Genomic DNA, 24415 nt, shown 5'->3' with positions numbered 1-24415 from the left:
AATTTATCGTTTTTTATTTTCCTCTACTTGTTTTAAATATAATGATGCAGGCTGCAAGCCTTTTCTTGTTTGTCCATCCCAAACGCTTGCCGGCCTGCCTTTCAGCCTGCCCTCATAAGGTTTAGCCTCCATGCCTATCACATAGTTTTTACCGCTCACATAAGGATCTTGAATAGCAGCTTTGGAGGCCTTGCAGTTCCAAAACACTTGATTTACACCAGACCAGCCATGCCCAGTGCCCCAATTGCCACGATCTTGGCTATTGATTTCGCCATCGCTTACCACGTTATCGTATAAAGTACCCATGGCCCAACGGTGGTGTGGCCCGATGTCGGCTTTTGCCTGTTCAGAAACGCAATTGTAAAATACATTTGGTCCGCAGACTTTGGCTCCGGTTACATAATCGTGCCTGCCTTCTGAAGCGAAGCAATTCATAAAGAGGTTCAGTTGGCCATCGTTATTGAATGAATACCTTCTGCCACCTTCTATTTTTGATTTCGGCGTAAAACATTTGCTGTCTTTTACCGTAACCTGTTTACTATCGCCACCTAAGTTTACGCATGAATAGCCAAAATAATGACTGGATACCCCACTGACCCAGCTATTTTCTATTTTATTGAAAGAAATAGCATCCCAACCATGGTCTTCATCGGTATCATTGGCAAATTCTGATGATAGCAACAGATTCTCTATCCCCACTTCGGCAATCCGCCCGGTAAAAGTGTATTTGTAGATTTCGCCCCCGCCATATTGCTCTTCCATAGCCATTACAATTGGATTATCGATAAAAATGGTATTGCCTTTAATAGCGGTAATCTTACGTTCAAAATTGAGGTTGTAGTCGCTTGGTTTCCATTGGATGGTATTCGCTTGGGCCTCAATCTGGTCCATTTTCAAATCTGTGATCCATTTCTGGGTACCTGGCCTGTAGACCATAATCGCATCGCCTACTTTAAAGCCTGTGGCATTGCTTACTTGAAAGCTTTTAGCACCCAAAGGCACGTATTTATCGGTAATTTTAGTTCTCGTGTTTGGAACTTCGCTTGCTTTGCCGGTACCGGAGGCGATGATGGTTTTTCGCTGGCCTTTGCCAGTAGCAACAAGCTTGGTTGCTTCTCCTTCGCCACGTAAAACAATACCACCAACTGAAATACGCAAACTTCCAGGGATTTTATACTCACCTGCCTGCAATAAAATAGCTCCTCTAATCCCAGATGCATCTGCTGGCTTCTTGGCCAGTTCGTCAATGGCGTTTTGAATGCGCTGCTGGTCATTGTCGCCAGTTGGAGAAAGCGTAGTAACGACTTTTACATTTGGAATGGCTTTTTGATTTTGATGGTAGCCTACCCTGCTAAAATCAGGGATGATATTTCCTTGCTCATCTGGAATGTATTGGAGCTTTCCACCTTGAACTTTAACGTATTTGGATTGCCAAGTTTGCTGGGCAGAAGCGGTTAAAGCTATGGATAATAGACATAAGCATAGAAGCCAAACTTTTCTAGCATGGATTGCAAATCCATAGTTAGATACGGTCGAGATGGCACATCCCGACCAACGTAAAAAAGAATCGTCATGCAGGGCCTGACCTGGTATCTCACTCGAGATAGATCCTGAAGCAAGTTCAGGATGACAAGTCTTGTTAGCATCACGAATTGTGTTTAACAGCTTCATCCTACAACCAAATTAAAGGATGCCTAATCGGCAAGTTCCTGATTACTTCTTCTACCTCTGGCTTTAAATCGAGGCTTTTCCAGGTATTGAACCAAGCTTGATTTTGGTACTGATTGGCACCAAACAATAAAAATGGTTGCGCTACAGGCCAGTTCTCCCAAAACATAATGTCGGGTTTTAAGTTCCACTTGCTTTTATCGGCTACAAAAGGATATAAAAATTCAATCCCTTTCTTGATCGATTTGCCATCGGCAGTTTGAAACTCCCATAGGTTATCTTTTGGCGTTGACAGGATTTGGCAAACCATTACCATCGCATCTAAATTAAAGATCGAATAACCGTAAGCTTTAGTACGTTCCAATTCTAAAGGAAAACTGCCATTAACAGCCATTTGATTTGGCAACAGCACCGTTTTATAACTGGTACGCAACGAATCGAGCATATTTTGGTCATTACATAATTTGGCAAAGGAAGCTACCTGCATAGCCCAACAAGTGCTGTGGTTATTTTTAGAATTTTTCTCTGCTCTTCCGTTTTTGCTGGTATTGAGCCAAAGGATATAATCGGCAAACCATTTTTTGATGGCCGTGGTTGTCGATGCATCAAAGGCTTTAGCTTTTTCCAATACCATCATGCCTTGCGCTACTTCCATGAAATGGATGGTATCGATAATGCCCCAACTGCGTCCAGTAGAAGAACCTTTTACCGCCTGCGCAAACGACAAGTTGGGATTCATTAGTGTTTCCTGATCTACAAACCAAGCTTTTAAGTGCTTTAAAGCCTGTTGGGCATATTTTTCGTCGCCCGTAATTTTATAGGCCGATGCCAAAGCACCAATAATGGTACTGAAACGGATCATCGCCTTACGGTGGGCTACAAAATTATTCGGATTGGTTTCTCCATCACGGTTAATGTAAGGTCCATCCGGATTTTGCGGATTTGGCCAAAAATAATCGGCCTCCGAAAAGAAATCGTGCTTGCCACCAGCGCTTCTTGGCGAGCTTTCGGCGGTTACCGTTATGGGTTGTTGCTGCATGGCCCAAGCAGCTTCTTCCAATACTTGCTTCTTTAAAACAGCAGTTGCCTGTTGAGCAATCGGCTGTTTTTGGGCAAATGCAATTGCAGTTATCGCCATAATTACAAAAAACAATAGGGATGTTTTTCTCATTCGCTTATAAGTTTAAAAATGTGGTTGGAATGCCTTTCGACTGAACACTCGTCACGCTTTTTCCTTTGTTCAATTTCACTTTAATAATTGCCCTGCCGTTATAGAGTTGCACTTTAGATGATCCCGTAGAAGTGCCCTGATCTTTAATGAGTTCTCCATCTCCAACTAAATCAAAGGCTACCAGGTTTATGGCATCAAGACAAAGCACTTTCTGGGCATCGAAAAGTTTCACTTCCAAAGTTGCTATACCGTCTTTTTCATCGATTTTTTCTAGGCTCATTTGAGCAGGCTTGCCCCATTGAGCGGTTTGGTATTCTTGCACAATTTCATCGGTTACCGTAACTTTTCCTTTTTTGGCCACTACTTTAAAAGTGTATTTGCCTTTGCCCATTGGCACTTGCCAACGCAAGCCAGCAGCAGGAAAATCCTGACTGTTTCTTTTCTTCACCCCAAAGCTTTTGCCATTTACAAAAAGCTCAGCTTCATCACAGTTGGAATAAACTTTTACCATTTTCTCTTCACCTTCGGCACCCCAACGGATTGGCCAACTATGGCCGTACAAGTGCACCATTGGCGTGGTTGTCCAGTAAGATTGGAAAATATAAAAAGCCTCTTTTTTAGTGAAATCACGTTCGATTACGCCTTTTTGGTTCACATAAGGCACTGGATTTTCTGGCCTGATTGGCGTAGAGAAATCCTTAAATGGCCAATAAGCCGTACCACTTAACCAAGGCATAGTTTCTTGTTCCTTCAAATGCCAATCGATAAGGTTGGCAATATAGCTTTCGCTCCAATCGCCATCCTTGCTTACCCGGGCTGCGCCACCATACAACGAAGCATCGCCGGCACGTTCATCGGCACCGCCCCCTCTTTTAATCTTGCTCAAAGCATTGTCTGGATTTTCGGAATGCCTGCGCGCATGGCTATCTCCGCCCCACTCTACGTGTAAAAAGCGCTCTGATTTATTAAATTCGTCTAGGGAAACCTGTTTATATTCGGTATAGTCGCCACGGTACCAGCCAGCCCAAATAGACGGCGAATATACATCGACGATATCGCGGCAGAAATCGCAACGGCGGATGGCGGTATTTCGAGAAGGATCCAGCTTATGCGAAAGATCATTCAGTTCTTTCATAAAAGTCCTGATCTTCTGCTGATCGAATTCGGTAAAATCGCCCGGCCAATCGTTTTCATTCCCCATCCCCCAAATGATGATCGATGGATGGTTATAATGCTGTTCAATCATATTGGTGAGCATCCTTTTAGCCTGTGCCTGATAAATCGGACCACCCAAGCCACCTCGGCACCAAGGAATTTCTTCCCATACCAAAATCCCTAAGCTATCACACAGATCGAGTACAATGCGAGATTGCTGGTAATGGCCCAAACGGATGAAGTTCACACCCATCTCTTTCATCATCTTGATTTCGGTGGTGATCATTTCTTCGGTCATGGCAGCCGCTACGCCTGCATGGTCTTCGTGACGATGCGTACCTCGCAGCAGTAAACGTTTGCCATTGAGCATAAAAGGCCCTTTTTTCACAAATTCGAAATTCCTGAAACCTACTTTTTCAGTACTTACCGAAGTTTCGCCATTGGCTACGATACTTAATTTTACTTCGTATTGCTGTGGTGCATCTGGCGACCATAATTTTGGCGATTTAATCGAGGTTTCCCACAACAGCTCATCGCCTTGAAAAGTTGGAACGGCTTTGCTCCAATCGGCCACTATTTTACCATTGGGATCGGTTATGCTTATTTTAAACGCAGCATTTTTTACTGCATCTGGATTAACTAACCTGGCTTTTATGCTCAGTTTTCCCAAAGCTCCTTTTGCATCAACCGTAGCATGTGCAAACAGTTTGTCGGCGCTTAGTTGTGGGGCATAAACCAAATTTAAGTAGCGATAAAGGCCACCGTAAACGTTAAAATCTGAAAGGTTGGAAGGAATCATTTCCAAATCGCGAGAATTGTCGCAACGGATAATTACCGGAACTTTGCCTTTGAACTGGCTTTTAAACAAAGGCGATTTCTTAAATTCTTCTACGGCATCGGTAATGTCTGCGGTCCATTCGTCATAACCGCCCACATGTTCAGCCACTTTGGTGGTGTAAATGTAAACCTGGGTCTTTTGTCCGGCACCTTCAAAATGCAATAAAGTCCGCCCTTTGGCATAAGGATTAGCCACCTCGATATTGGTGCGGTACCAACCCGGCCCTTGGTAATAATTCACATCGGGATCTACGGCATCGGTAGCATTGAAGCAATGGGGCAAATTTACTTTTTGCCAATAAGGCATTTCTTCCGGATTGCCTACTTTAACAGGTCTTACGGCTTCCCATACCCCTCCTAAATCTTCTTTTACAAATTCCCAATTATTGATTAGGCGTTTGGAAGTTTGGGCTTGGAGCACCAAACAGGCACCTAACAGGTTGAGCAACAATAGGGCAACTAACTTTTTGGACATAACTTATTTGAAACTTTTAGTAATCTGATCTAATAGGTAATTTTTACGGTCTGAATTGTATTCCCAAAACATTACGCCACCCAACTTGTTCTTGAGCACATAATCGCATTTATTGGCTACCGACCATTCATTATCGTAGGTGATGTATTGTTTGGTCTCAGCATTAAATAGGTATGGAGCTTTGGCATCTTCGTCTTTATACTCAACAAAGCCTTTTTTATTGATCAAGCTGTCTTTCATAAAGGTATAGCCCCTGCCATAGGTATTTCCGGCACCTACAACGGTATCGCCCAATCCTTTTTGTGAAGTTGGACTCAATTTAAAATTACGGCCATAAAACGCAATACCCATTACCAGTTTCGAAGCTGGGACGCCGGCCGCCATGTAGGCCTTAATGGCTTTATCTGCCGAGTTTTCTAAGGGATAGGTTTTTGAATCGTACAGGTTGGTATGGTGCCCTGCTTGTTTCCACGAATAATAATCGTAAGTCATCAGGTTGATGTAATCTAAGTAAGCAGCCGCTTTTCCCATTTCGGTGTTGTTCAAAAAGGAAGGAAAACCGCCAGTAGCCGTAGTCAATAACTTCTTTTTGCCGGTTTCTTTCTCTAGCACATCCAATTCCTTTCTAATGGCTTCGAACATCAAGGTAAAGTTCTGTTTATCTTCTGGACGGTAAACGTTCCCTTGCTCACCTGGCATACCCGGATATTCCCAATCGATATCTACTCCATCTAACTTATACTTGCGAATAATGTCGACCGCGCTCGCGGCAAGGCCTTTTCTCAACGAATCGGTTAATACTGCATTAGAGAAGTTTTCGCTCCATGACCAGCCTCCAATAGAAATCAAGATTTTAAGGTCAGGGTTTTTCTGTTTCAGCGTATTTAAACGGCTAAAGTTGGTGGTATCGTTTTTTAGGTTCTGCAAAAAAGCCTTGTTGTCTTTTACGTTAACAAAGGCATAATTGATGTGCGTTAGCTTTTCGGCCGCAATTTGGCTCGGATCTACCAAACCGCTATAACCGGTTACATAGCCAATTACCACCGGCTTTTGCTTTTTATCAGGGTTTTTCATGGCTGCAAACAATGCAACGCATATTAAAACGAAAAAGACCTGGTTAATTCTGTTATTGATCATTGCTATCATGAATTAAATTTTTAAACGGATACCTTTCTTTTCCAAGAGGGCTACTATACGGATGACTAAAAATGCAATAAAAAAAGACCTGATGATACCACCAATGCTGTAATTGAAATAGCTTGGATAATTAAAATCGATCAGGCTAAACAAAGAATAAAGCAAGTATGGAATCAGGTAACAGGTTAAGGTACTGGTACCTGCCGGCTTAATGAAGTTGAACCAGTTTTTCTTATCCTTCACATCAACTACAAAAATGAGTAATTCGAACGTTAACAGGGTAATTCCCATGCAGATGAACACCCAAGCTGGAGTAGAATAAATTTTGGAAATACCGCCAGCGTAGGGCCTAATTAGTAATCCAAATGCAATGCAGGCTACTCCCGACAAGGCAAAAACCCACCATAGCGTATTGTCTTTCTCTCTGCTGATGAACCAAGAATAAGTAACGGAAGCCAATGCACCACCCAGCATCAGGGTAATGGAAGAAGCGTCGCCAATCATCCATAAATCTGCATGAAGCAAATCCATATGGCTGGCGATATTGATCAATGCAAACGCGATGAATACGGGCAACAGTACCAAAAGCTTGCCTCGGGTACATACATAGGCAATCGCTGCAAACAAATAAGCCCAGCCAATAATACCCAATATGCCCCACCATGACGGCTCTAAACCTTTGGGATGTTCGTTGTTGCCACCTTTGTATAAATAAGCCATTACAGCTATGATGATAACGCCCAACACCATTAGCCCATACTTCCAGCCTTTGGCCAGTTTAACTGGATAATCGAGCCAAATCAGGAAAAACCCAACTGTTAGGATGATCATATAAACCGGATAGCTCAGCAAGGCCGCACTGCCATTGTAATTTTCCATGTTTACATGAAAAAATCCCATCACAATTAATGCAACGGCTCTCACCACGATATGGAAGATTATGGCCATATATGAATCGCCCTTTTTTAAACGGGCTTTTACCGCAAAAGGCAAAGAAAGGCCGACGATGAACAGAAAAGCAGGAAAAATCAAATCAGAAAAGCCCATGCCATCGTAATCGGCGGCAGTATGCTCAATCCATTTCGGAATTTGGTCCACTCCTGCAACATCGTTCACAAAAATCATCAGGAACATGGTGATGGCCCTTAAAACATCGATAGATAGAATACGCTGAGGCAGTTGTTTCATGTTCGGTTATTTTTGCGTTGCCCAGAAGATGGCGTTTTTAAAGATTAACTTATAAGCTTCGTTATCAAAAAGGTCTGGACCATGCCCCATAAAAATATAAACATTTTTAGCCAAAATTTTAGGGTTCGACCAAATTACCGGATGATCACCCATCTTAGTCTTCGTATCGGGTTCGTAGCTCGATTCGTCTACATTGGCAATTACTTCTACGTTTGGCCTCGGACTTTGATCGTAAGTATACCATTCTTCTTTTTTGATCACAAAAGGATTGGGTACGCCTTTCATAATCGGATGTTGTGGCTTTTCGATGCGAACGGAACCTGATGCAAACCCTGGAATGTAGTTTTTAAAGGTAATGCCACCCATAAAATTAGAGAACCATTTCCATAACGGGTAGCCGTCGAACTCACCCAGCAAAGTCGCATGGTGAAAACCGATCCACCCCGCCCCGTTCTTTTGCATTACATATTTTTCGAATGCAGCGGCAGCAGTTGGTGTCCAGGCATAAGGCGGATAATCCAATTGGATAAACAAACGGTACTGTTGGAGAAAATCGGTATTGATTTTTTCGGTGTTTTGAATGTAATCTACTGTAAAATTGCTGTCCACAGCCAATTGATTGAGCCAAACTTTAGCCCGTTCAGAGTACTTGACATGGTTGCCTCCGTTTTCTGACAATACCAATACCTTAAACCTGCTTTTTTGCTGCGCAGCAGCAAGTATCGGCATCAGTGCCAACAGCCAGATCAAAATGCGTATGGAATGTTTCATCAGTTTTAAATTTTATTTATGAGCTGCTGAATCAGGTTCAGCATGATATCTTAAAAAATCAATCAATTTTTCTTACCTGTAATGCATTGAGCACAGCCTTTCCCTTCACGCTTTTAAATGTCAAGCGGATACCTTTATCATCGGCTACTATGCAATCGAATTTCTTTTGAACGCTATTGGCTACTCCATAGGCAGAGGCCAGGTTCAAATTCTTGATGATTTGCTTATCGTTTAAATATACATCAAAAATGCGTTGTTCAGGCACTTCTTTATTGGCCGATTTGCTTACTTCGATCAAGCTATCCAAGTTATAAGGCAGTACCGATTGGATGCCGTTGCCCATCAGCTCCGCAAAATGCAACACCACCTCATATTTTCCTTTTGGCACATCTAACTGATAGCCGTCTAAGCCCATGAGCTGTGTTTGATAAACCGGATCGTTAAAAGTACCACGGATATTTTTGTCGGTGCCATAAGCTTGGCGACCGCTGTTTTTTATTTTAAAAGGCTCACCACCGATACTGCCCCAAGAACCTGCTTTGTAGGCCTGGCTTGGCAACCAAATTTCTTTTTTCTGCAGATCGATAAACTGCCTTTGGCTGCCCAAGCAGATATTGATGGCTTTAAAGGCTAAATTCTTTTGCGCAAATACATCAGGTTGCAAGGTAAAATTGATCGAAGTTTTGTCTTCCAATTTTTTGCCTTGATGTACTGCAACAGCCCTGATTTCGTTTGTGCCATTTTTAAAAGGCACCTCCCAATTGCTTAATCTTTCTTTTACTGTCTTGGTACCTAGGTTTTTGCCATTTACAAAAAGCGTTACGCTATCTGTATTGCTAATTACCTGTAAGGGCTGTACCAAGGTAGTGCTATTGGCCGACGAAGCTACTCCACCCCTGATGGTCCATGAGCCATCGCCAATTTTAAGGAACGGCTGTTCGTTAAAGTGAGCCTTATACAAGAAATAAGTGTTTTTGGGCTGCCTATCCAACGTTAATAAGCCTTTGTTATTGATGTGAGGCATGGTTTCATCGCGGGTTTCGGAGTTAAAATCCGATAAGTTCCAAGCGGCCGCACCAGCTACAAAAGGCTTGTCCACAATAGCTTTGATGTAAATCTGATGATACAGCATGCCATATTCCAAGCTTTTATCAAACCTGATGGGTGTAAAGGCATGGATCCGTGGATCCACATCGGCGCCATATTCGGTAATGATCATCGGCTTATCAGGGATCTGTTGATGGATTTTATCCAAATTCGGACCGAAATCTTCTGATTTGCCTCCGTACCAGCCCTGATACAAATTCCAACCAATAATCATCGGTATTTTTACCAAACCTGCTCTCATATATCCATTTACATCACCGTGGTTAGACATCATGGTATAGCGAGTTGGATCTGTAGCACGAGTCAGGTCTTCCAACTGCTGGGCCAAAACAGCAATATTTTCGAGGTATTTCTGCTTTCTTGGCTGGTCATTGTTAAATTTCATCTTTAGCAAAACCTCGTTCATATAAGCCCAAATGATTATACTCGGGTGGTTATAGTTTTGCTTGATCATTTCTACTTGCATGCTTTTACAATTGCGCGTAAAGGCATCAGTTTCTGTAATTTCGTTTACAATTGGTATCTCTACCGAAGTTAGGATTCCCAAACGATCACAGGCATCGAGTACGGCTTGGTCTTGGGGATAGTGGGCTACACGCAGAAAATTGCCACCCATTCCTTTCAGCAATTCGACATCCTTTACCTGTAAACTCGAGGGTACAGCATTACCCATCCCTGCAAAATCTTGGTGGCGACTAGCGCCTATTAATTTGAGCGGTTTCCCGTTTAGCGAGAAGCCCGTGTTAGAATCAAAGCTAAAAAACCTAAGGCCTACATTGGTCTGTACTTCATCTATCGTTTGCCCTGTTTTGGCATCGATGATACTGGTGGTAGTGCGATAGAGATATGGATTTTCTGGCGACCATAAATTAGGGTTCTTCACCGAAATAGTGGGCAGCACAAAGGAAATCGATTGTTTTGCATAGGCCTCAACCATAGTTTTGGTTTCGGCTATTTTCTTTCCATTGGCATCAAAAAGCGTGGAGACCAAGTTTAATTTCTTTTGAACAGCTGTGGCATTACTGAGGTTTCCATTAACGATTACTTCCGCACTGCTGGCTGATACATTGTTGGCGTGTACATAAACACCTTTTGAAGCATACTGATCATCTTGAAAATGTACGGGATCAGCAACTAAGAGGGATACATTGCGGTAAAGTCCACCGAAAAATGTAAAATCGGCGGTTAAAGGTGCGATGCTTTCGTTGTAGGCATTATCTACCTTTACGGCAATTTCATCAGTACCGTTAAACTTCAGGTTTTCTAAAGGAACGGTAAAGGCAGTATAACCACCTATGTGGTTGCCAATTTTCTTGGCGTTGAGGTAAATGGTAGTTTCTTGATTGGCCCCTTCAAAATATAGGGCTAGTTTTTTGTTTTTCCATTCGGGTTTGAGATTCAGTTTTTTCCTGTACCAGCCAATGCCACGGTAATAGCCGGGCTCATCGTCCATTACATCGAATGCATTCCAGGTATGGGGCACTTGTACAGTTGCCCATTTGAGGTTGGCAAAAGTGGCAGCTATAATTTGCCTGCCCGGATCTTTGGCAAAAGACCAATTGGCATTCAAGTTAATGTATTGTCTAACTTCTTTATTGCCCTGTTTGGTTTGGGCAAAAGCAGTAAAGCAACTGGCTAGTAAGAGTACTGAAAAATATATTTTCAAACGGGTAGATTGACTCATTATCACAAATAAATAAAATAGCGTTTCGGTTTACCGAGGCAAACCGAAACACTTATGGGGTATTAATAACCTGGGTTTTGTATCAGAGCCGGAACCCTGTTTAATTCAGTTTGATCTAAAGGGAAGAAATAGTTCGCTTCTTTAAAAATGCGAACTGGGTTGTTGGTAATTGGCACTTTCGCATACGTGTAGGTAGATCCGGTTTTTGTGATCTGCATACCCATCATGGTAAAGTTGAATTTATCCATGGCCAGTTTCCAACGGCGCACATCGAAGAAACGGAAACCTTCGTAAGCTAGCTCTACTTGGCGCTCGTTTTGGATCACTTCGCGCATCTCGGCTTGGGTCATGCTGGCTTTTAAGCCATATAAACCATCTGTACCAGCTAAAATGCCAGCTCTTTTTCTCAATAGTTTCAATTGATCGTAAGCTGGGGTAATGTTACCCGATTCGTTACTGGCTTCTGCATAGTTCAGCATCACTTCGGCATAACGGATCAGGCCCCATACACGTTGCAAAGTTGGACCGCCGTTATTTGCGGTACCATCGTCCATCATTTTACGCCAGTAATAGCCTGTTGCGTAGTTTAAGCCTGCTTCGCCTGCTTTGGTCGACCAGCCGTCTTGTGTATTGATAAAAGTGCTCACTGGCTGTTTGTTACCCGTAGCATTGTTAAACCATAACATTTGGTTCCAAATTACGGTGTAGCCCAAACGCGGATCACGGTTTACATATGGGTTGGCCGCATCATAACCGGTTGGATTGGTTGGCGATTTGATATCGCTAGTTATTGGTTTACCATTGATGGTACCAAAGGCATCAACCAAGTTTTGCGATGGCATGGCTTGTGGTGTAGTTACTCCTCTCGAAACCGGCAACAAAGCACCCTCTAGGGTTTTTGAACCAGCTGCCATCCCATTTAACAAGAATTCTGGATTTTTACGCATGGTGAATACTTTACCAAAGCCTAAACCTGGTGTTGTATTGTCTTCATAAAGGCCATAACCATCGGCAGTCGCTGCATCTAGTGCTTCTTTGGCAGCTGTTTCCGCTTTGGTCCAGCGTGATGCATCAAAAGATTCATAACCTACTACTTTTTTCTGCGCTTCGTTCTTGCCAATATTGCCTCCATTAAATAAAGGACTGGCCGCAAACAATAACACCCTCGATTTTAAAGCCTTGCAAGCCACACTGGTAATCCTGCCATAATTTTGGGCGTTATAATTGCCAGGAAGATCGTTGGTAATGGCATCTAGCTCTGAAACAATATAGTTTACACATTCTTCATAAGAGTTGCGTGGGTTGTCGATGATGTCATTTGGTCCAAACAACTTATCGCCGATTAAGGCCACCCCACCAAAATGCTTGATCAAAATCGAATAATACCAAGCTCTTAAAAAGCGGGCTTCGGCCTTGGTCTGTTTTTTCATGGCTGCAGAAAAAGGCGATTTATCTACGTTTGACAAGAATATATTTACCCTGCGAATATTTACGTAAGGTTTATTATAAGCCACTATATATGGGTTTTGATTGGTTCCGCTTGAAACCACCGAAGCTAAACTGCCCGTATAAATCACCACAAAGGGCTGGGTAACCCCGAACAAACGGTGATTGCCTTCGTCGCAGGCTTCTGCAGTACCTGCGGTAATGCCACTTCCGTTTGGCGAATTGTAATACCTCGAACTGAAATCAAAGAAAATATCCGAGTAAATGCCAAACAAGAAATTGCTTGTCTTGGCACTATCTGCAAACGTAGTTTCCTCATTCAAGTCTGAATTGCTTTGTGGATCGAGAATATCAACCTTCTTGCATGAATAGATCATGAGCCCAGCCACAACCATTAATAATCCTATAACTATCTTTTTCATATCCATTAAAATGAAACTTGTAATCCTAAATTGTAAACTTTGGTTTGTGGGTAAAAACCAGCTCCATCAGTTCCAGAAGTATTCTCTGGGTCTGTGTTGTAGATGTTTTTCTCCTTAAGCGACCAGGTAAACAGGTTATAGCCGTTTACATAAACCCTTGCGCCTTGCAAACCGATTTTATTGATAAAGTTTTTGGGGAACGAATAGCCAAATTCTGCTGTTTTGATCCTCAAATAATCGCTGGCCTTGAACCAGTAATCAGATGGGTTAGCTGCCGGGTCGTTCAGGTTGGTACCTGCCAAACTCAAGCGCGGGAAACTTGGGTTTACGCTGTTTTCTGGCGTCCAGGCATCTTCGTGGATTGCCCTAAAGTTGTTCAATCCTGGTCTGATAGCCTCAGCTGCCGATCTTCTGGCAAAGTTTAATGCGCTTTGTGCGGTTACTGTAAAACTGAAGTTTTTGTAATTAAAGCCCATGGTTAAGCCCATAATGGTATTAGGCAAGTTTGGATATTTTAACACCACCCTATCGTCTACGTTTACAATGCCATCACCATTGGTGTCTTGGTATCTCAAATCGCCAGCTCTTGTTGTTCCTACAGTTGGTTTAGGTACGGTTGGGTCATCAATTTCCGCTTGTGTGTAATAACCCAAGAAGTGATAGCCCAAAATACTGCCCATCGGTTTGCCAGTCAACGATTGATAATCATAAGCTGGTTTTGGCTCATCCATAAACAAGATCTTGTTTTTGGCAATAGAAATATTTCCGCTGATGTTGAACTCCAGTTTATTGATACGGCCCAAATAAGTAACCTGAGCCTCTAAACCTCTGTTGCTTACCCTATTGATGTTTGATGGCACCACGGCCGAAATACCAGAGATGTTAGATAGCGTTCTTGAAGTGAGGATATCATAACGGTAGCGGTCAAACCAATCTGCCACAATCTTTAATTTACCTTGAAACATATTGATGTCTACCCCGATATTGGCCTGCTCTTCCTTTTCCCAGGTTGGTGTTTGAGCCAAAGCCCCCTCTCTAATGCCACCTATAGCGGTATGGTTCTCGCCAATAGAATAGCTGCCTTCGTTTATATAGTTAGGGATGTAAGTATAAGCATAGCCGCCAATATCATCACTTCCGGTTCTACCAAACGAACCTCTGATTTTAAACAAATCGATAAACTTGATATTGTTTTTGAAGAAAGGTTCTTCGGCCAAGTTCCAGCCCAACGATACGGCAGGGAAAAGTGCATATTGCCTGTCTGAGATGAAAGAACTTGAACCATTGTAACCTGCGTTAAACTCGATCAGGTAACGCATTTTGTAATCGTAACCAGCCCTGAAGGTAAAACCTTTAAATCCTCTTGGCTCATCGGCATTGTTAATGTTGTTTTGCTGATTGTACAAAGCCAATGCATAGGCATGGTGGCTGCCAAAAGTACGGTCGTAATTAACCGATCCCTGCCAGTTTAAGCGTTTGTAACTCGCATTGTTCGAATAGCTCAAATTTGGCAATGCAATTCGGTAAAAGTTGGTATTGTAAATGGTATAGGTTCCGTTTGCAGGATTGTAATTATAAGAAGGGAAATCGTTTCCTGTACCCCTATTCATGTTTCTGTTGAAACCATAGGTTCCATTAAAGCCCACCACGCCTTTTGCCGATAAGCCCTTGGTAATAAAATCCAACTTTTGATTTGCCCTAAAGTTTGCAGTAATATCATTGGTGTATGACCTGTTGTAACCGTAATAGGTTAAACGGCCCACCACGTTGTTATTGGTATAACTGCTGTTTACGCCATAAGAACCATCTGGATTATAGATTGCATAAGCATAAGGAGGCAACTGATTGGCATCGCTCAACTCAAAAAAGATATTGTTACGTGTATTTCGGCCTCCGTTTGTTGGATTGTTTCTTTCGTTAAAAGTACCTGAAAGATCCAAGCTCAAAGTAGTAGTTTTGGTTGGTTGCAAATCCAAGTTAGACCTAAAGTTGTAGCGTTTGTAATAGTAGTTGCTGTTCATCCCCGATGGACCAGAAAAGTCCTTGATCAAACCATTTTGATACAAATAACCAGCTGACAAATAATACTTCGCTTTTTCTATACCGCCTTGAATATTGATGTTGTTTCTCGATTGGATACTGTATTTTCTCAACAGTTCATCTGTCCAGTTTACATTCGGGTGGCCATAAGGATCCTGTCCGTTCTGAAACAAATCCAAATCATTTTGGGTGTACCTTGCCGGCTGTCCATCGTTGGTTAATGCCTGATTTACCAATAAGGCCGAACGATATGAATCCAAATACTCTGGCATGTAAGTCGGCGTTTGAATACTGTTTTCGGTTCTTATCGTAATTTGAGCCTTGCCGTCTTTACCACGTTTGGTGGTAATTACCACTACGCCGTTTGCCCCTTTGATACCATATACCGCTGTAGTTGCGGCATCTTTTAAAATGGTAAAGGTTTCGATCTGGTCTGGATCTATTTCGGAAATGCTTCCATAATACTCCAAATCATCAACAATAATCAATGGTGCACCATTACCATTGGTGGTACTCAAACCACGGATCAACAAAGCAGCACCATCACTTCCTGGCTGACCAGAACGTTGTTGCGTGGTGATACCTGGTACACGGCCAATTAGGGTATTCTGCAAACTTGCAGAAGGCGTTTGCCTGATGTCATCGCCAGAAATTGAACTGGTAGAACCAGTATTGGTAATTTTCTTTTGTGTACCATAAGCTACAACCACCACCTCTTCTAAACCTTTTGCATCGGTTGCCAAGGTTACCGTTAGATTGCTTTGAGTTCCTACCGCTATTTCCCTGGTTAAATAGCCTACGTATTTGAAAACCAAGATTTTGCTTGCAGTCTTTAAATTAATCTTAAAATTTCCGTTTTCGTCTGTCTGCGTGCCGTTAGATGGCAGGTCTTTCTCGTAAACGGATACCCCGATCAGGGTCTCTACATTATCCTTTACCGTACCGGTAACGGTTTGCTGCTGCGCCCAAGTAAAGCCACAGAGCAGTAGTAAGTATATCGTTAATAAATATCTTTTCATTTTAAATGGAATTAATTACCAACCCGTATTTTGAATTAGGTTTGTGTTTTTGGATATCTCGTTATAAGGAATTGGATAGAAATACATCTTCGGATTAGCAAAATTGATCCTACCTACCACTGCTTTTTGATAAGTTAAAGCTGAAGTGGCCGGATCTCTCGTGATGATCATTCCATTTAAATTGGTATTCAATGCCGTTTCGGCAGTTTTCCATCTTCTTAAGTCCCAAAAACGCTGCTCCTCAAAAGCCATTTCAATACGGCGCTCGTTGCGGATGGCATCGCGCATTTCGGCTTGGGTCATGCCCGAGCTTTTTAAGCCATACAAAAAGCCAGGTGTAGTGCCTGCAGTAATTCCAGCTCTTTTTCTGATGTCTTGCAGTACTTTGTACACACTTGCATCTGGCGAAGCCAAATATTCGTTTTGCGCTTCGGCATAGTTTAACATCACTTCTGCATAGCGGAATATCGGGAAGTTATGCGGCTGTGCACTGTAAAGTGTAGCTGTTGCAAAGTTGCCCAAGTGCTTGCGCAAATAATAACCTGTTTTGGTTTGGGTTGTGTTTTTGTTCGGTTTATCTAAACCACCTTCGTAGGTTTGCAAAGGCCTGCTTAACCAAGCCACCCCATTGTACAATACGGTACTGGCCATGCGTGGATCGCGATTGGCATAAGGATTAGCGGCATCATAGCCTGTAGTGTTTGTTGGCGATTTGATATCGGTTGTAATTGGCAAGCCTTTAATGGTACCAAAAGCATCAACCAAATCTTGTGTAGGACTTGTACGGCCATTGGCACTGGCTAAGGCATAGCCTACTGGACCATTGCTGGTTTCTAGATCGGTACCGTTGTTTCTTAGGTAGCCTAAAATTACCTCATCATTTTTTCTTACGATGAACACATTGTTATAGGCAACTCCATCGATTTTGAATTTGCCGGTAGCCATTAGATCTGCAGCTGCCTGTGCGGCTTTGTTCCAACGTTCTTTATCAAACGAAGCATAGCCCTGATATGATTTTTGCTCGGCACTGCCACCTATGTTGCCACCGTTGTACAATGGACTAGCTGCATACAACAAGGTTCTGGCTTTAAGTGCCAATACTACGCCATTAGAAATACGGCCATAATCGCCAGCGGCTAATGGGTCAGGCCTTACGGCACCTTTAATGGCATCGCATTCTGCTACAATGTAATTGATGCAGTCTTCGAACGAGTTGCGTTTAAAGTTTTCTGGCGTTTCGGCATCCAATACTACATCGCCCACCAAAGGAACACCGCCATAACGTTTCACCAGTTCGAAATAGAACATGGCGCGTAAAAAGCGGGCTTCGGCTTTCCAAAAAGGGATTTTTGCCGGAACTGGCACGATATCGATATTAGCCAAGAAAATGTTTACTTTTCTGATACCGGCATAGTTTTTTCCCCACTGATCGTCTGGATTAGTCAATGCACTTAGGGATGAGGTGGTGAAACGCTCGATACTGCCACCGATTTGCGATGGCATTGCATCGTCTGTTGCGGCATCTAACAAATCACCACCAACACGGTTGTAACCGTTAGGGAGGATTGAATAAATATTGTTTAAGAACTGCTCTGCATAAAAACCGTTTTTATCGGTTGGATCGAAAACATAGTTTTCTGTAATCCTTTCTAGCGGTCCATCTTCTATCTTGCTGCAGCCTACCAATGAAATAGCGGTTAGGGCTGCGATAAATAATTTCTTCATGTTCATAAGTTTAGAATTTAACACTGATACCTGCCACCAACATCTTCTGGATCGGATAGCTGTTGAAATAATCTTCTGGGTCGAGGTTTTTTAAACCAGTGATGGTAAACAAATTGGTTCCGTTTACAAATAACCTTGCACCAGACATCTTCACCCTTTTTACCAGTGAAACCGGGAAGTTGTAACCAATTTCTACACTTTTTAGGCGCAAGAAATCGCCATTGCGTAACCAGTATGAAGAGTTAAGCTCGTTATTAGGGTTGGTACCCACGCTCAGCCTCGGATAGGTGGCAGTTGCAGCTGTAGCTGGTGTCCAACGGTCTAAATTGTGCTCGTAAGCTTGACCTCTTGTACCTTGAAATGCCCAATATGAATTTCCTCTTAAGAAAATATCGTTGTTGGCTACGCCTTGCAATAAAGCTGAGAAATCGAAACCTTTCCAGCTTGCACCCAAGTTCAAGCCAAAATTCAAGGCCGCTTTGCCCCTACCAATGGCTACTTGGTCGTTTTCGTCGATTACATTATCACCATTTTGATCTACATATTTGATGTCGCCAGGTACGATAGCCAAATTAGCCGGCTTCGCGCTGCTGTTGATTTCTGCTGTTGACTGGAACAAGCCGCTGGCTACATAGCCAAAAGATTGGCCAACTGGCAATCCGGTACGGATTTGATAAGCGAACTGACGGTTAGGCTCGTCTTGAAAAACGACTTTGCTTTTTACCGTAGAGAACATTGGCGAAACAAAATAATTGAAATCACCAATTTTATCTTTGTAAGTTAGTTGCAACTCTACACCCGAATAACGTTGTTTACCAATGTTACGCTGGCCATAAGGTGCACCTGTAATGGCTGTATTGTGGCCAATTACCTGCAACAAATCATAAAATTCGTTATTGTAATAATCGGCGGCTAAAGCCAAACGATCGCCGAACATCGAAGCATCCAAGCCCACATTTAGTTTATTGGCTTTCTCAAAAGTTAAATTGAGGTTGGCCAATGTGCCCTGCTCGATACCTGAAACTGTTCCGCCCGTGGCTTGTCCGAAGTTGTAGCCAGTACCGCCATTGTAAAACTGTCTGTAGCTATAATAGTCGTTTGCGTTGAAGTTACCGGTACGTCCAAAACTTGCCCTCCATTTTAAACTGGTCAGCCATTTTTGATCTTTCATGAAATCTTCTTTGCTCATTACCCAGCCTAAGCCTATTGCTGGAAAAAGGCCATAGCCATTGCCAGCAGCATATCTTTCTTTTACACCATTATAGGCAAAAGCAATTTCAGCCAAATATTTCTCATCGTAGTTATAGGCTACTCTTCCAGAAACACCGTTTACGTTATAACCCAAATCGGCACCCGCCATGCGATAGTCGTTGCTACCCAATAACAAGGCATTTAAATTGTGTTTGCCAAAGCTTTTGGTATAGCCAAATTCGCCTTGGAGATAAAATACACGGTTTTGTGTATTGGTGGTCAAGGCATTAGATTGCTGACCAGGTGTACCGTATTGGGTATAAATTACATTGCCTGAAACATCGGTACCCTGTTGAAAAGTTACCAAAGGCTTGCTCCTTATCGTAGTTTGATCTAAATACGTGTTAATAGCTCCTGTTGCCTTGAAATAAAGACCTGGAGTTATTTTTTGCAAATCGGCCTTAACACCTAAATCTACCCTGAAATCTCTGGTATAACCAACTTGGTAGCCTGACCTCAAGCTTTGTCCATAAACGTTGTTCTGCTGAAAATCCTGGCTGGCCCCTAATGTACCGTTAGCGTTAAAAACGGGATAGGCATTGGCAGGTGTTTGGATAATACTGTTCCACAAAGTACCTGTAGAAACACCAGGTTCATTGCCGGTTTGCAAACGACCAAACAAGTTGAGGTTAGTAGTAATGTATTTGCTAAGGTCTAACTGTACATTAGAACGGAATATATAACGCTTATAATCTGAATTGGTACCGTTGATGTTTTCATTAGACTGTTTGAATAGACCTTGCTGATCCAAATAATCTAAACTCACAAAGTATTTGGCAGCCTGTTTGCCACCCGAAATGTCGACGTTATACCTGCTGTAAGGTGTTTCTTTTCTCAAAATTTGGTCTTGCCAGTTCACGTTTGGATGGTAAAATGGATCTGTCCCATCACGATAGGCATTCAGGTCGGCTTGTGTATAAGCCAATGGTTTGCCGTCATTGGCCAAGGCCTCGTTGAATAGAGTTGCATAGTTAAAGGCATCTAATGTTCTCGGCAATTCGGTAGGTCTCGAAAAACCATACATTGCTTTAAAACCGATACGTTGAGGACCTTCCGAACCTTTTTTAGTCGTAATCAATACCACGCCGTTCGATCCCCTGATTCCCATCATCGCAGTAGCCAAAGCGTCTTTTAGCACCGTAACCGATTCGATTTGCTCTGGATTGATCGAAGTAAAAGACTGAGGGATACCATCCAGAATAACCAGTGGCGTTTGACCTCTTAAGCTTAAAGAAATTGCATCATTGCCTGGCTCGCCAGATGACTGATAGGTGCTTAATCCAGCCAACCTGCCTGTGAAAGTGCCATTAATTGGTGATGAGATGGTTTTGGTCAAATCATCTGTACGCAATTCGGCTACGGATTCTAAATTGGTTGCTTTCTTTTGCTTGGTATACAATACGTTAAAGCTATCCGAAGGCGAGTTGTCTACCAGCATTTTAACGTTCAACTGTTTTTGGTTGGTAAAGACAATTTCTTGACTTTCAAAACTAGCTACGCTAAAAACCAGGATGTCGCCTTTATCGGCGTTGATCAGGTATCTACCATCAACATCGGTAAATACGGTAGTATTTGGCTTGCCTTTCAGACGAACCGCAACATCAACCAAGGGCTTATCGGCTAAGTCAGTAACGCGACCGGTTACTTCTTCAGCTCGTTTGCCTGCAGCTAAATGTTTGTTTGTAGTGATGCCATGCAAAACATTTGCAAAGGCATTGGTTTGCAACAAAAAACACCAAAGGAGTGTTATTGAAATTTGTTGCAAAATTCTTTTGAGTAGAATTTTCCTCATACAGTTTATAATTTGGTTGGTTTGTTTGATGTACCAAAAAATATTGGTGCCGTAAATATAGATGAATAGACTTCAAAGTTCCAAGCAAATAAATATCATAAATAATTGATATTTAAGTAGTTATAAAAAATTTGATACGCTTCATACGCAAACTCATTAATCGATAACAAATTGATTATCTGACACTTGAAATAAATGTAAAAAAAGAGAACAATACGCTTAATCCGCATAATTGATTCTTGAATTTTTCTAATTTGTTACATCAAAAAACTACCCTATTACAATTGAAAAGGAGATTTTTGATTATTGACGGAACTTGGTGTGCAGTTTTGGGTGATTGGACTTTGTTCATATAGTTGTGGGTTTGGTTTCTGAAATATTTAGCTTAATAAATTAGGAAAAGAAACAGAGGAAGAGGGCTGATTTAGGGTTCGAAAACCAACAATACAAGCTGAAAATGCATTTCAAACGTTTGAAATTCTTTCAGATTTTGCTTATATATGTACAGAAGATTGGAAATGAAGATGAGCAACACACCTATAACACTAAAATTACTTGCAGAGAAATTAAAAATGTCTGTATCTACGGTGTCGAAGGCGCTCAACAACTACCCCACTATTAACGAGCATACCAAGAAACATGTTCAGGAAATGGCAAGGGAACTGCATTATACGCCCAACAAATCGGCCATCAATCTCAAAGAAAGAAAATCGAGGATTATCGGAGTGATACTGCCCAATCTGCTCGACCACTTTTTTACCCGGAGCTTTTATGGAATAGAGCAGTTTGCCACACAAAATGGCTATCATATCATCATTAAGCAAACAAAAGACGAGCTGGAAGAAGAAATCATCTCGGCCAATATGTTGCTAAGAAGCCGGGTTGATGGATTGATTGTGGCTATTTCAAAAAACACGCAGGATTTCTCGCACTTTAATCAATTTGAAAGCCTTGGCATTCCGATTGTTTATTATACCCGCAACCCAAGCTTTAACCTGAACTGCCACAAAGTACTTGGCAATACTTTTAAGGGCTGCTACGAAGCCACAGAATTGCTGATTAAAAGGGGGCATAAAAAAATCGCCTATCTGGGAGGTCCTAAAATGATCAGTTTTACCCACGATCGTTTCAATGGTTATATCAACGCGCTAAAAGACAACAACATTGCCTTTGATGCCAACTTGGTCGCCTATACTGATTTTGACAATGAAAACACCGTGACAGCTATCCAAAAGCTGTTTGTCTATCACCCTGAGGCCCCTACCGCCTTGGTGGCTTTTAAGGAACTTATCCTTTTCGATGCCATTAAATACCTGAGAAGCATCAACTATCCGCTAGTGAGCCAGATAGAATGCATCGGCTTTGGCAACAATTCCTTTATCAGTTACCTAGACCTGCCTCCTATTGCCTCTGTAGAGGAAAATCCAGAATCCGTTGGCAAGAACGCCATCAGCCTGCTCCTTAAGCTTATCGATAAAGAAATCGACATGGAAAACTATCAAAAAGTAATGGTTGATTGCAAGCTGGTTGTCCACTAAGAAAGCCATAAAAAAAGAGCAGTCTTTCGACTGCCCTTTAGTTTACTAATTAAAATGTACGGAAGGAACGGCTAAAATATTTTAAGTTTCGTCAAGCTATTCGATTTTGTCCTTAGCAGGAACATTCTTCTCGTAGCCACTGTAACCTTTGTTTTGGTTAATGCGGCCTTGGGTATTGAAGTTCTGTGCCGAAATAGGAACTGGCCATAATACGTGGTAAGGCGCTATACTAAATTTCACACCTTGCAATGTTGGTACATGGTTTTTATAGAAATCGTTTTTCTCCATGATGCGATCGTAAAAGAAGTTATCATCTGAGAAATTGTTCATGGTATAGGTTTTGCCATTGTAGGCCGGTTTTCCGGTTTGCGCAAAAATATAGGCAATACGGGTCAGCTCAGTTTTACGAGGCTCTTCCCAGTATAATTCTCTTGCACGCTCGTCTAAAATGGTACCAATAGTCACTTTGCTTGGATCGGTTAGCAATGTAGCGTTTGCGCGTCCTCTAACTGCATTGATATCTTGCATAGCCAAATTCAAGTCGCCTTTCCAATAGTAGGCTTCAGCACGCAATAAATAGGTCTCTGCCAAACGGAATACATACCAATCGGTGTTAGTACCACGAGGTGGGCTCCAATAAGGATCAACCGCCAGGTTGTTGGTAGAGTTGATGAACACTTTGTAATGTGGCCAACCAAACCAATGACGGATCGTATCTAAGGCACCATTTTGAAAACGTTGTGCAACATTTGCCGAGGTATAAGGCTGTAATGGCTGACCATATAAGGCCCTATCTGCAGGGTTTGTTGATGTTTTTAAAGCAGGGTTGTTATAAACCAAATCGGTCATATCCATCCACATGCCTTTGGCGTGGCGGTAATCGGTAGTGTTATCGCTCCAAATGTATTGTGTACTATAAGGCGTTCCTCTGTACCTGCCAATACCACGGCCATACATTCTGGTTAATGGAAATTCTGCAGTCACCAAATCGACCATTGCCGTAGCACCTGAAGGTGTTTTTACATTGGCGAAGTGCCAAGCTGGTACGGTATTACGCATCAGTTGTGAACCTAATCCGGTTGCACCCAAACCATTTTGGAAAGCATCTCTATCTAACACCAAGAATAAGGCCTCTTTATTCGCAGTAAGTGCTTTATTATCCATTCTGTGTAAATCCCACACTACGTTTTTGGCAGGATCTGTTGCCGTACTGCCAAAACGGGTTTTCATTAAACTGTAGGTAGTACCGTTAAGTACGTTGCTGGCAGAAGCAATGGCATCGTCAAATTTGCCTAAAGACAGGTTTACCTTGGTTAACAAGTGACTTACTGCACCTTTGGTTACTTCGCCCTTGTTTACGTTATCGGTTACCCAAGTTTGTGCAAACTCCAAATCAGATTTCATTTTGGTTAAAATCACTTCACGTTTGGTCGAATAAAAATCAACCCGCGGTGCATCCAAGTCTTTCAACAACAATGGCACATCGCCAAACTGGTGTACTAAGCGATAATAGAAATAAGCCCTATAAAAGTAGGCTGCTCCCAAAATGGCATTCTTTTCGGCATCTGAAGCATATTTTGGCACATCGATATTGGTGATGATGGTATTCGCCTGTCTAACGCCTTGGAAATAGTTGGTCCAATACCAGCCAATTTTATTGAAGTCGTCACTGTTCAAATTCGCATCTGGGGTGATACGGCTCACCAAATCTTGAGCTGGCGTACTTTTATCGGTCGTACCTTCTACTGCAACTTCAGAGAAAATAGATTCTGTTAACATTGGTGCAGAGTCTCCGAAATACTCTCTTCTCACCACTAGAGCTACCCCATTTAGCGCTGCTTTCATCGCGTCAGCTGTGTTTAAGCTGGTTGGCGCGAAAGCAGAAAGCATGTCTGAATCGAGGTATGATTTTTTACAGCCTACACCTGCCAGCAATAATGATGCTAAACAAACTGCAGTTATTTTTTTATGTATTCTTTTCATTTCTTC

At 42.2% G+C, this 24415-nt stretch carries 13 protein-coding genes; 1 reads left to right on the top strand and 12 read right to left on the bottom strand.

Annotated features, from left to right (window positions below; genetic code table 11):
- Nucleotides 1–3 precede the first annotated feature (3 nt).
- The 11 genes from AC570H_RS05190 to AC570H_RS05140 form a co-directional block, all read right to left on the bottom strand.
- Nucleotides 4–1671, bottom strand: coding sequence for a hypothetical protein (locus AC570H_RS05190; RefSeq protein WP_497352403.1), 1668 nt, complete (start codon nt 1669–1671; stop codon nt 4–6).
- Between the two features lies 1 nt (nt 1672).
- The gene (locus tag AC570H_RS05185; RefSeq protein ID WP_497352401.1) at nt 1673–2839 is read right to left on the bottom strand and encodes an alginate lyase family protein; all 1167 of its coding nucleotides are present in this window, start codon (nt 2837–2839) and stop codon (nt 1673–1675) included.
- Between the two features lie 4 nt (nt 2840–2843).
- The gene (locus tag AC570H_RS05180; RefSeq protein ID WP_497352399.1) at nt 2844–5306 is read right to left on the bottom strand and encodes a glycoside hydrolase family 2 TIM barrel-domain containing protein; all 2463 of its coding nucleotides are present in this window, start codon (nt 5304–5306) and stop codon (nt 2844–2846) included.
- Nucleotides 5307–5309: 3 nt separating this feature from the next.
- Nucleotides 5310–6443 carry a glycoside hydrolase family 18 protein gene (locus AC570H_RS05175; RefSeq protein ID WP_497352397.1) on the bottom strand — a complete coding sequence of 378 codons (1134 nt, stop codon included), beginning with the start codon at nt 6441–6443 and terminating at the stop codon, nt 5310–5312.
- Nucleotides 6444–6455: 12 nt separating this feature from the next.
- Complete coding sequence (locus AC570H_RS05170; RefSeq protein ID WP_497352395.1) at nt 6456–7631, bottom strand: DUF5009 domain-containing protein; 1176 nt, start codon at nt 7629–7631, stop codon at nt 6456–6458.
- Nucleotides 7632–7637: 6 nt separating this feature from the next.
- The gene (locus AC570H_RS05165) at nt 7638–8402 is read right to left on the bottom strand and encodes a ThuA domain-containing protein (RefSeq protein ID WP_497352393.1); all 765 of its coding nucleotides are present in this window, start codon (nt 8400–8402) and stop codon (nt 7638–7640) included.
- A 58-nt stretch (nt 8403–8460) separates the two neighbouring features.
- Entirely contained in the window at nt 8461–11193 is a 2733-nt protein-coding gene (locus AC570H_RS05160) for a glycoside hydrolase family 2 TIM barrel-domain containing protein (RefSeq protein ID WP_497352391.1), read from the bottom strand.
- Nucleotides 11194–11255: 62 nt separating this feature from the next.
- Nucleotides 11256–13061, bottom strand: a complete 1806-nt coding sequence (locus AC570H_RS05155) for a RagB/SusD family nutrient uptake outer membrane protein (protein WP_497352389.1) — start codon at nt 13059–13061, stop codon at nt 11256–11258.
- A gap of 5 nt (nt 13062–13066) precedes the next feature.
- Nucleotides 13067–16120 (bottom strand): SusC/RagA family TonB-linked outer membrane protein, encoded by a 3054-nt coding sequence (locus AC570H_RS05150; RefSeq protein WP_497352387.1) that lies wholly within the window; start codon nt 16118–16120, stop codon nt 13067–13069.
- Between the two features lie 15 nt (nt 16121–16135).
- Entirely contained in the window at nt 16136–17845 is a 1710-nt protein-coding gene (locus AC570H_RS05145) for a RagB/SusD family nutrient uptake outer membrane protein (RefSeq protein WP_497352385.1), read from the bottom strand.
- 10 nt (nt 17846–17855) lie between these two features.
- Entirely contained in the window at nt 17856–20888 is a 3033-nt protein-coding gene (locus tag AC570H_RS05140; protein WP_497352383.1) for a SusC/RagA family TonB-linked outer membrane protein, read from the bottom strand.
- A 500-nt stretch (nt 20889–21388) separates the two neighbouring features.
- Here AC570H_RS05140 and AC570H_RS05135 point away from each other — a divergent pair, with 500 nt between their 5' ends.
- Nucleotides 21389–22426 (top strand): LacI family DNA-binding transcriptional regulator, encoded by a 1038-nt coding sequence (locus AC570H_RS05135; RefSeq protein ID WP_497352381.1) that lies wholly within the window; start codon nt 21389–21391, stop codon nt 22424–22426.
- A gap of 96 nt (nt 22427–22522) precedes the next feature.
- On the opposite strand, the gene AC570H_RS05130 is transcribed toward AC570H_RS05135, so the two are convergent.
- Nucleotides 22523–24409 (bottom strand): RagB/SusD family nutrient uptake outer membrane protein, encoded by a 1887-nt coding sequence (locus AC570H_RS05130; RefSeq protein WP_497352379.1) that lies wholly within the window; start codon nt 24407–24409, stop codon nt 22523–22525.
- Between the last annotated feature and the right edge of the window lie 6 nt (nt 24410–24415).

It is taken from the genome of Pedobacter sp. B4419, assembly GCF_059693725.1.
Note: the sequence above shows the minus strand (reverse complement) of the source record. Positions and strands in the feature narration are given on the sequence as shown.

Excerpts from the sequence above, each read along its gene's own strand:
- AC570H_RS05130 (WP_497352379.1), bottom strand. The coding sequence starts at position 24,409 with ATGAAAAGAATACATAAAAAAATAACTGCAGTTTGTTTAGCATCATTA.
- AC570H_RS05170 (WP_497352395.1), bottom strand. The coding sequence starts at position 7,631 with ATGAAACAACTGCCTCAGCGTATTCTATCTATCGATGTTTTAAGGGCC.
- AC570H_RS05185 (WP_497352401.1), bottom strand. The coding sequence starts at position 2,839 with ATGAGAAAAACATCCCTATTGTTTTTTGTAATTATGGCGATAACTGCA.
- AC570H_RS05140 (WP_497352383.1), bottom strand. The coding sequence starts at position 20,888 with ATGAGGAAAATTCTACTCAAAAGAATTTTGCAACAAATTTCAATAACA.
- AC570H_RS05160 (WP_497352391.1), bottom strand. The coding sequence starts at position 11,193 with ATGAGTCAATCTACCCGTTTGAAAATATATTTTTCAGTACTCTTACTA.
- AC570H_RS05190 (WP_497352403.1), bottom strand. The coding sequence starts at position 1,671 with ATGAAGCTGTTAAACACAATTCGTGATGCTAACAAGACTTGTCATCCT.
- AC570H_RS05175 (WP_497352397.1), bottom strand. The coding sequence starts at position 6,443 with ATGATCAATAACAGAATTAACCAGGTCTTTTTCGTTTTAATATGCGTT.
- AC570H_RS05155 (WP_497352389.1), bottom strand. The coding sequence starts at position 13,061 with ATGAAAAAGATAGTTATAGGATTATTAATGGTTGTGGCTGGGCTCATG.
- AC570H_RS05180 (WP_497352399.1), bottom strand. The coding sequence starts at position 5,306 with ATGTCCAAAAAGTTAGTTGCCCTATTGTTGCTCAACCTGTTAGGTGCC.
- AC570H_RS05150 (WP_497352387.1), bottom strand. The coding sequence starts at position 16,120 with ATGAAAAGATATTTATTAACGATATACTTACTACTGCTCTGTGGCTTT.
- AC570H_RS05145 (WP_497352385.1), bottom strand. The coding sequence starts at position 17,845 with ATGAAGAAATTATTTATCGCAGCCCTAACCGCTATTTCATTGGTAGGC.
- AC570H_RS05135 (WP_497352381.1), top strand. The coding sequence starts at position 21,389 with ATGTACAGAAGATTGGAAATGAAGATGAGCAACACACCTATAACACTA.
- AC570H_RS05165 (WP_497352393.1), bottom strand. The coding sequence starts at position 8,402 with ATGAAACATTCCATACGCATTTTGATCTGGCTGTTGGCACTGATGCCG.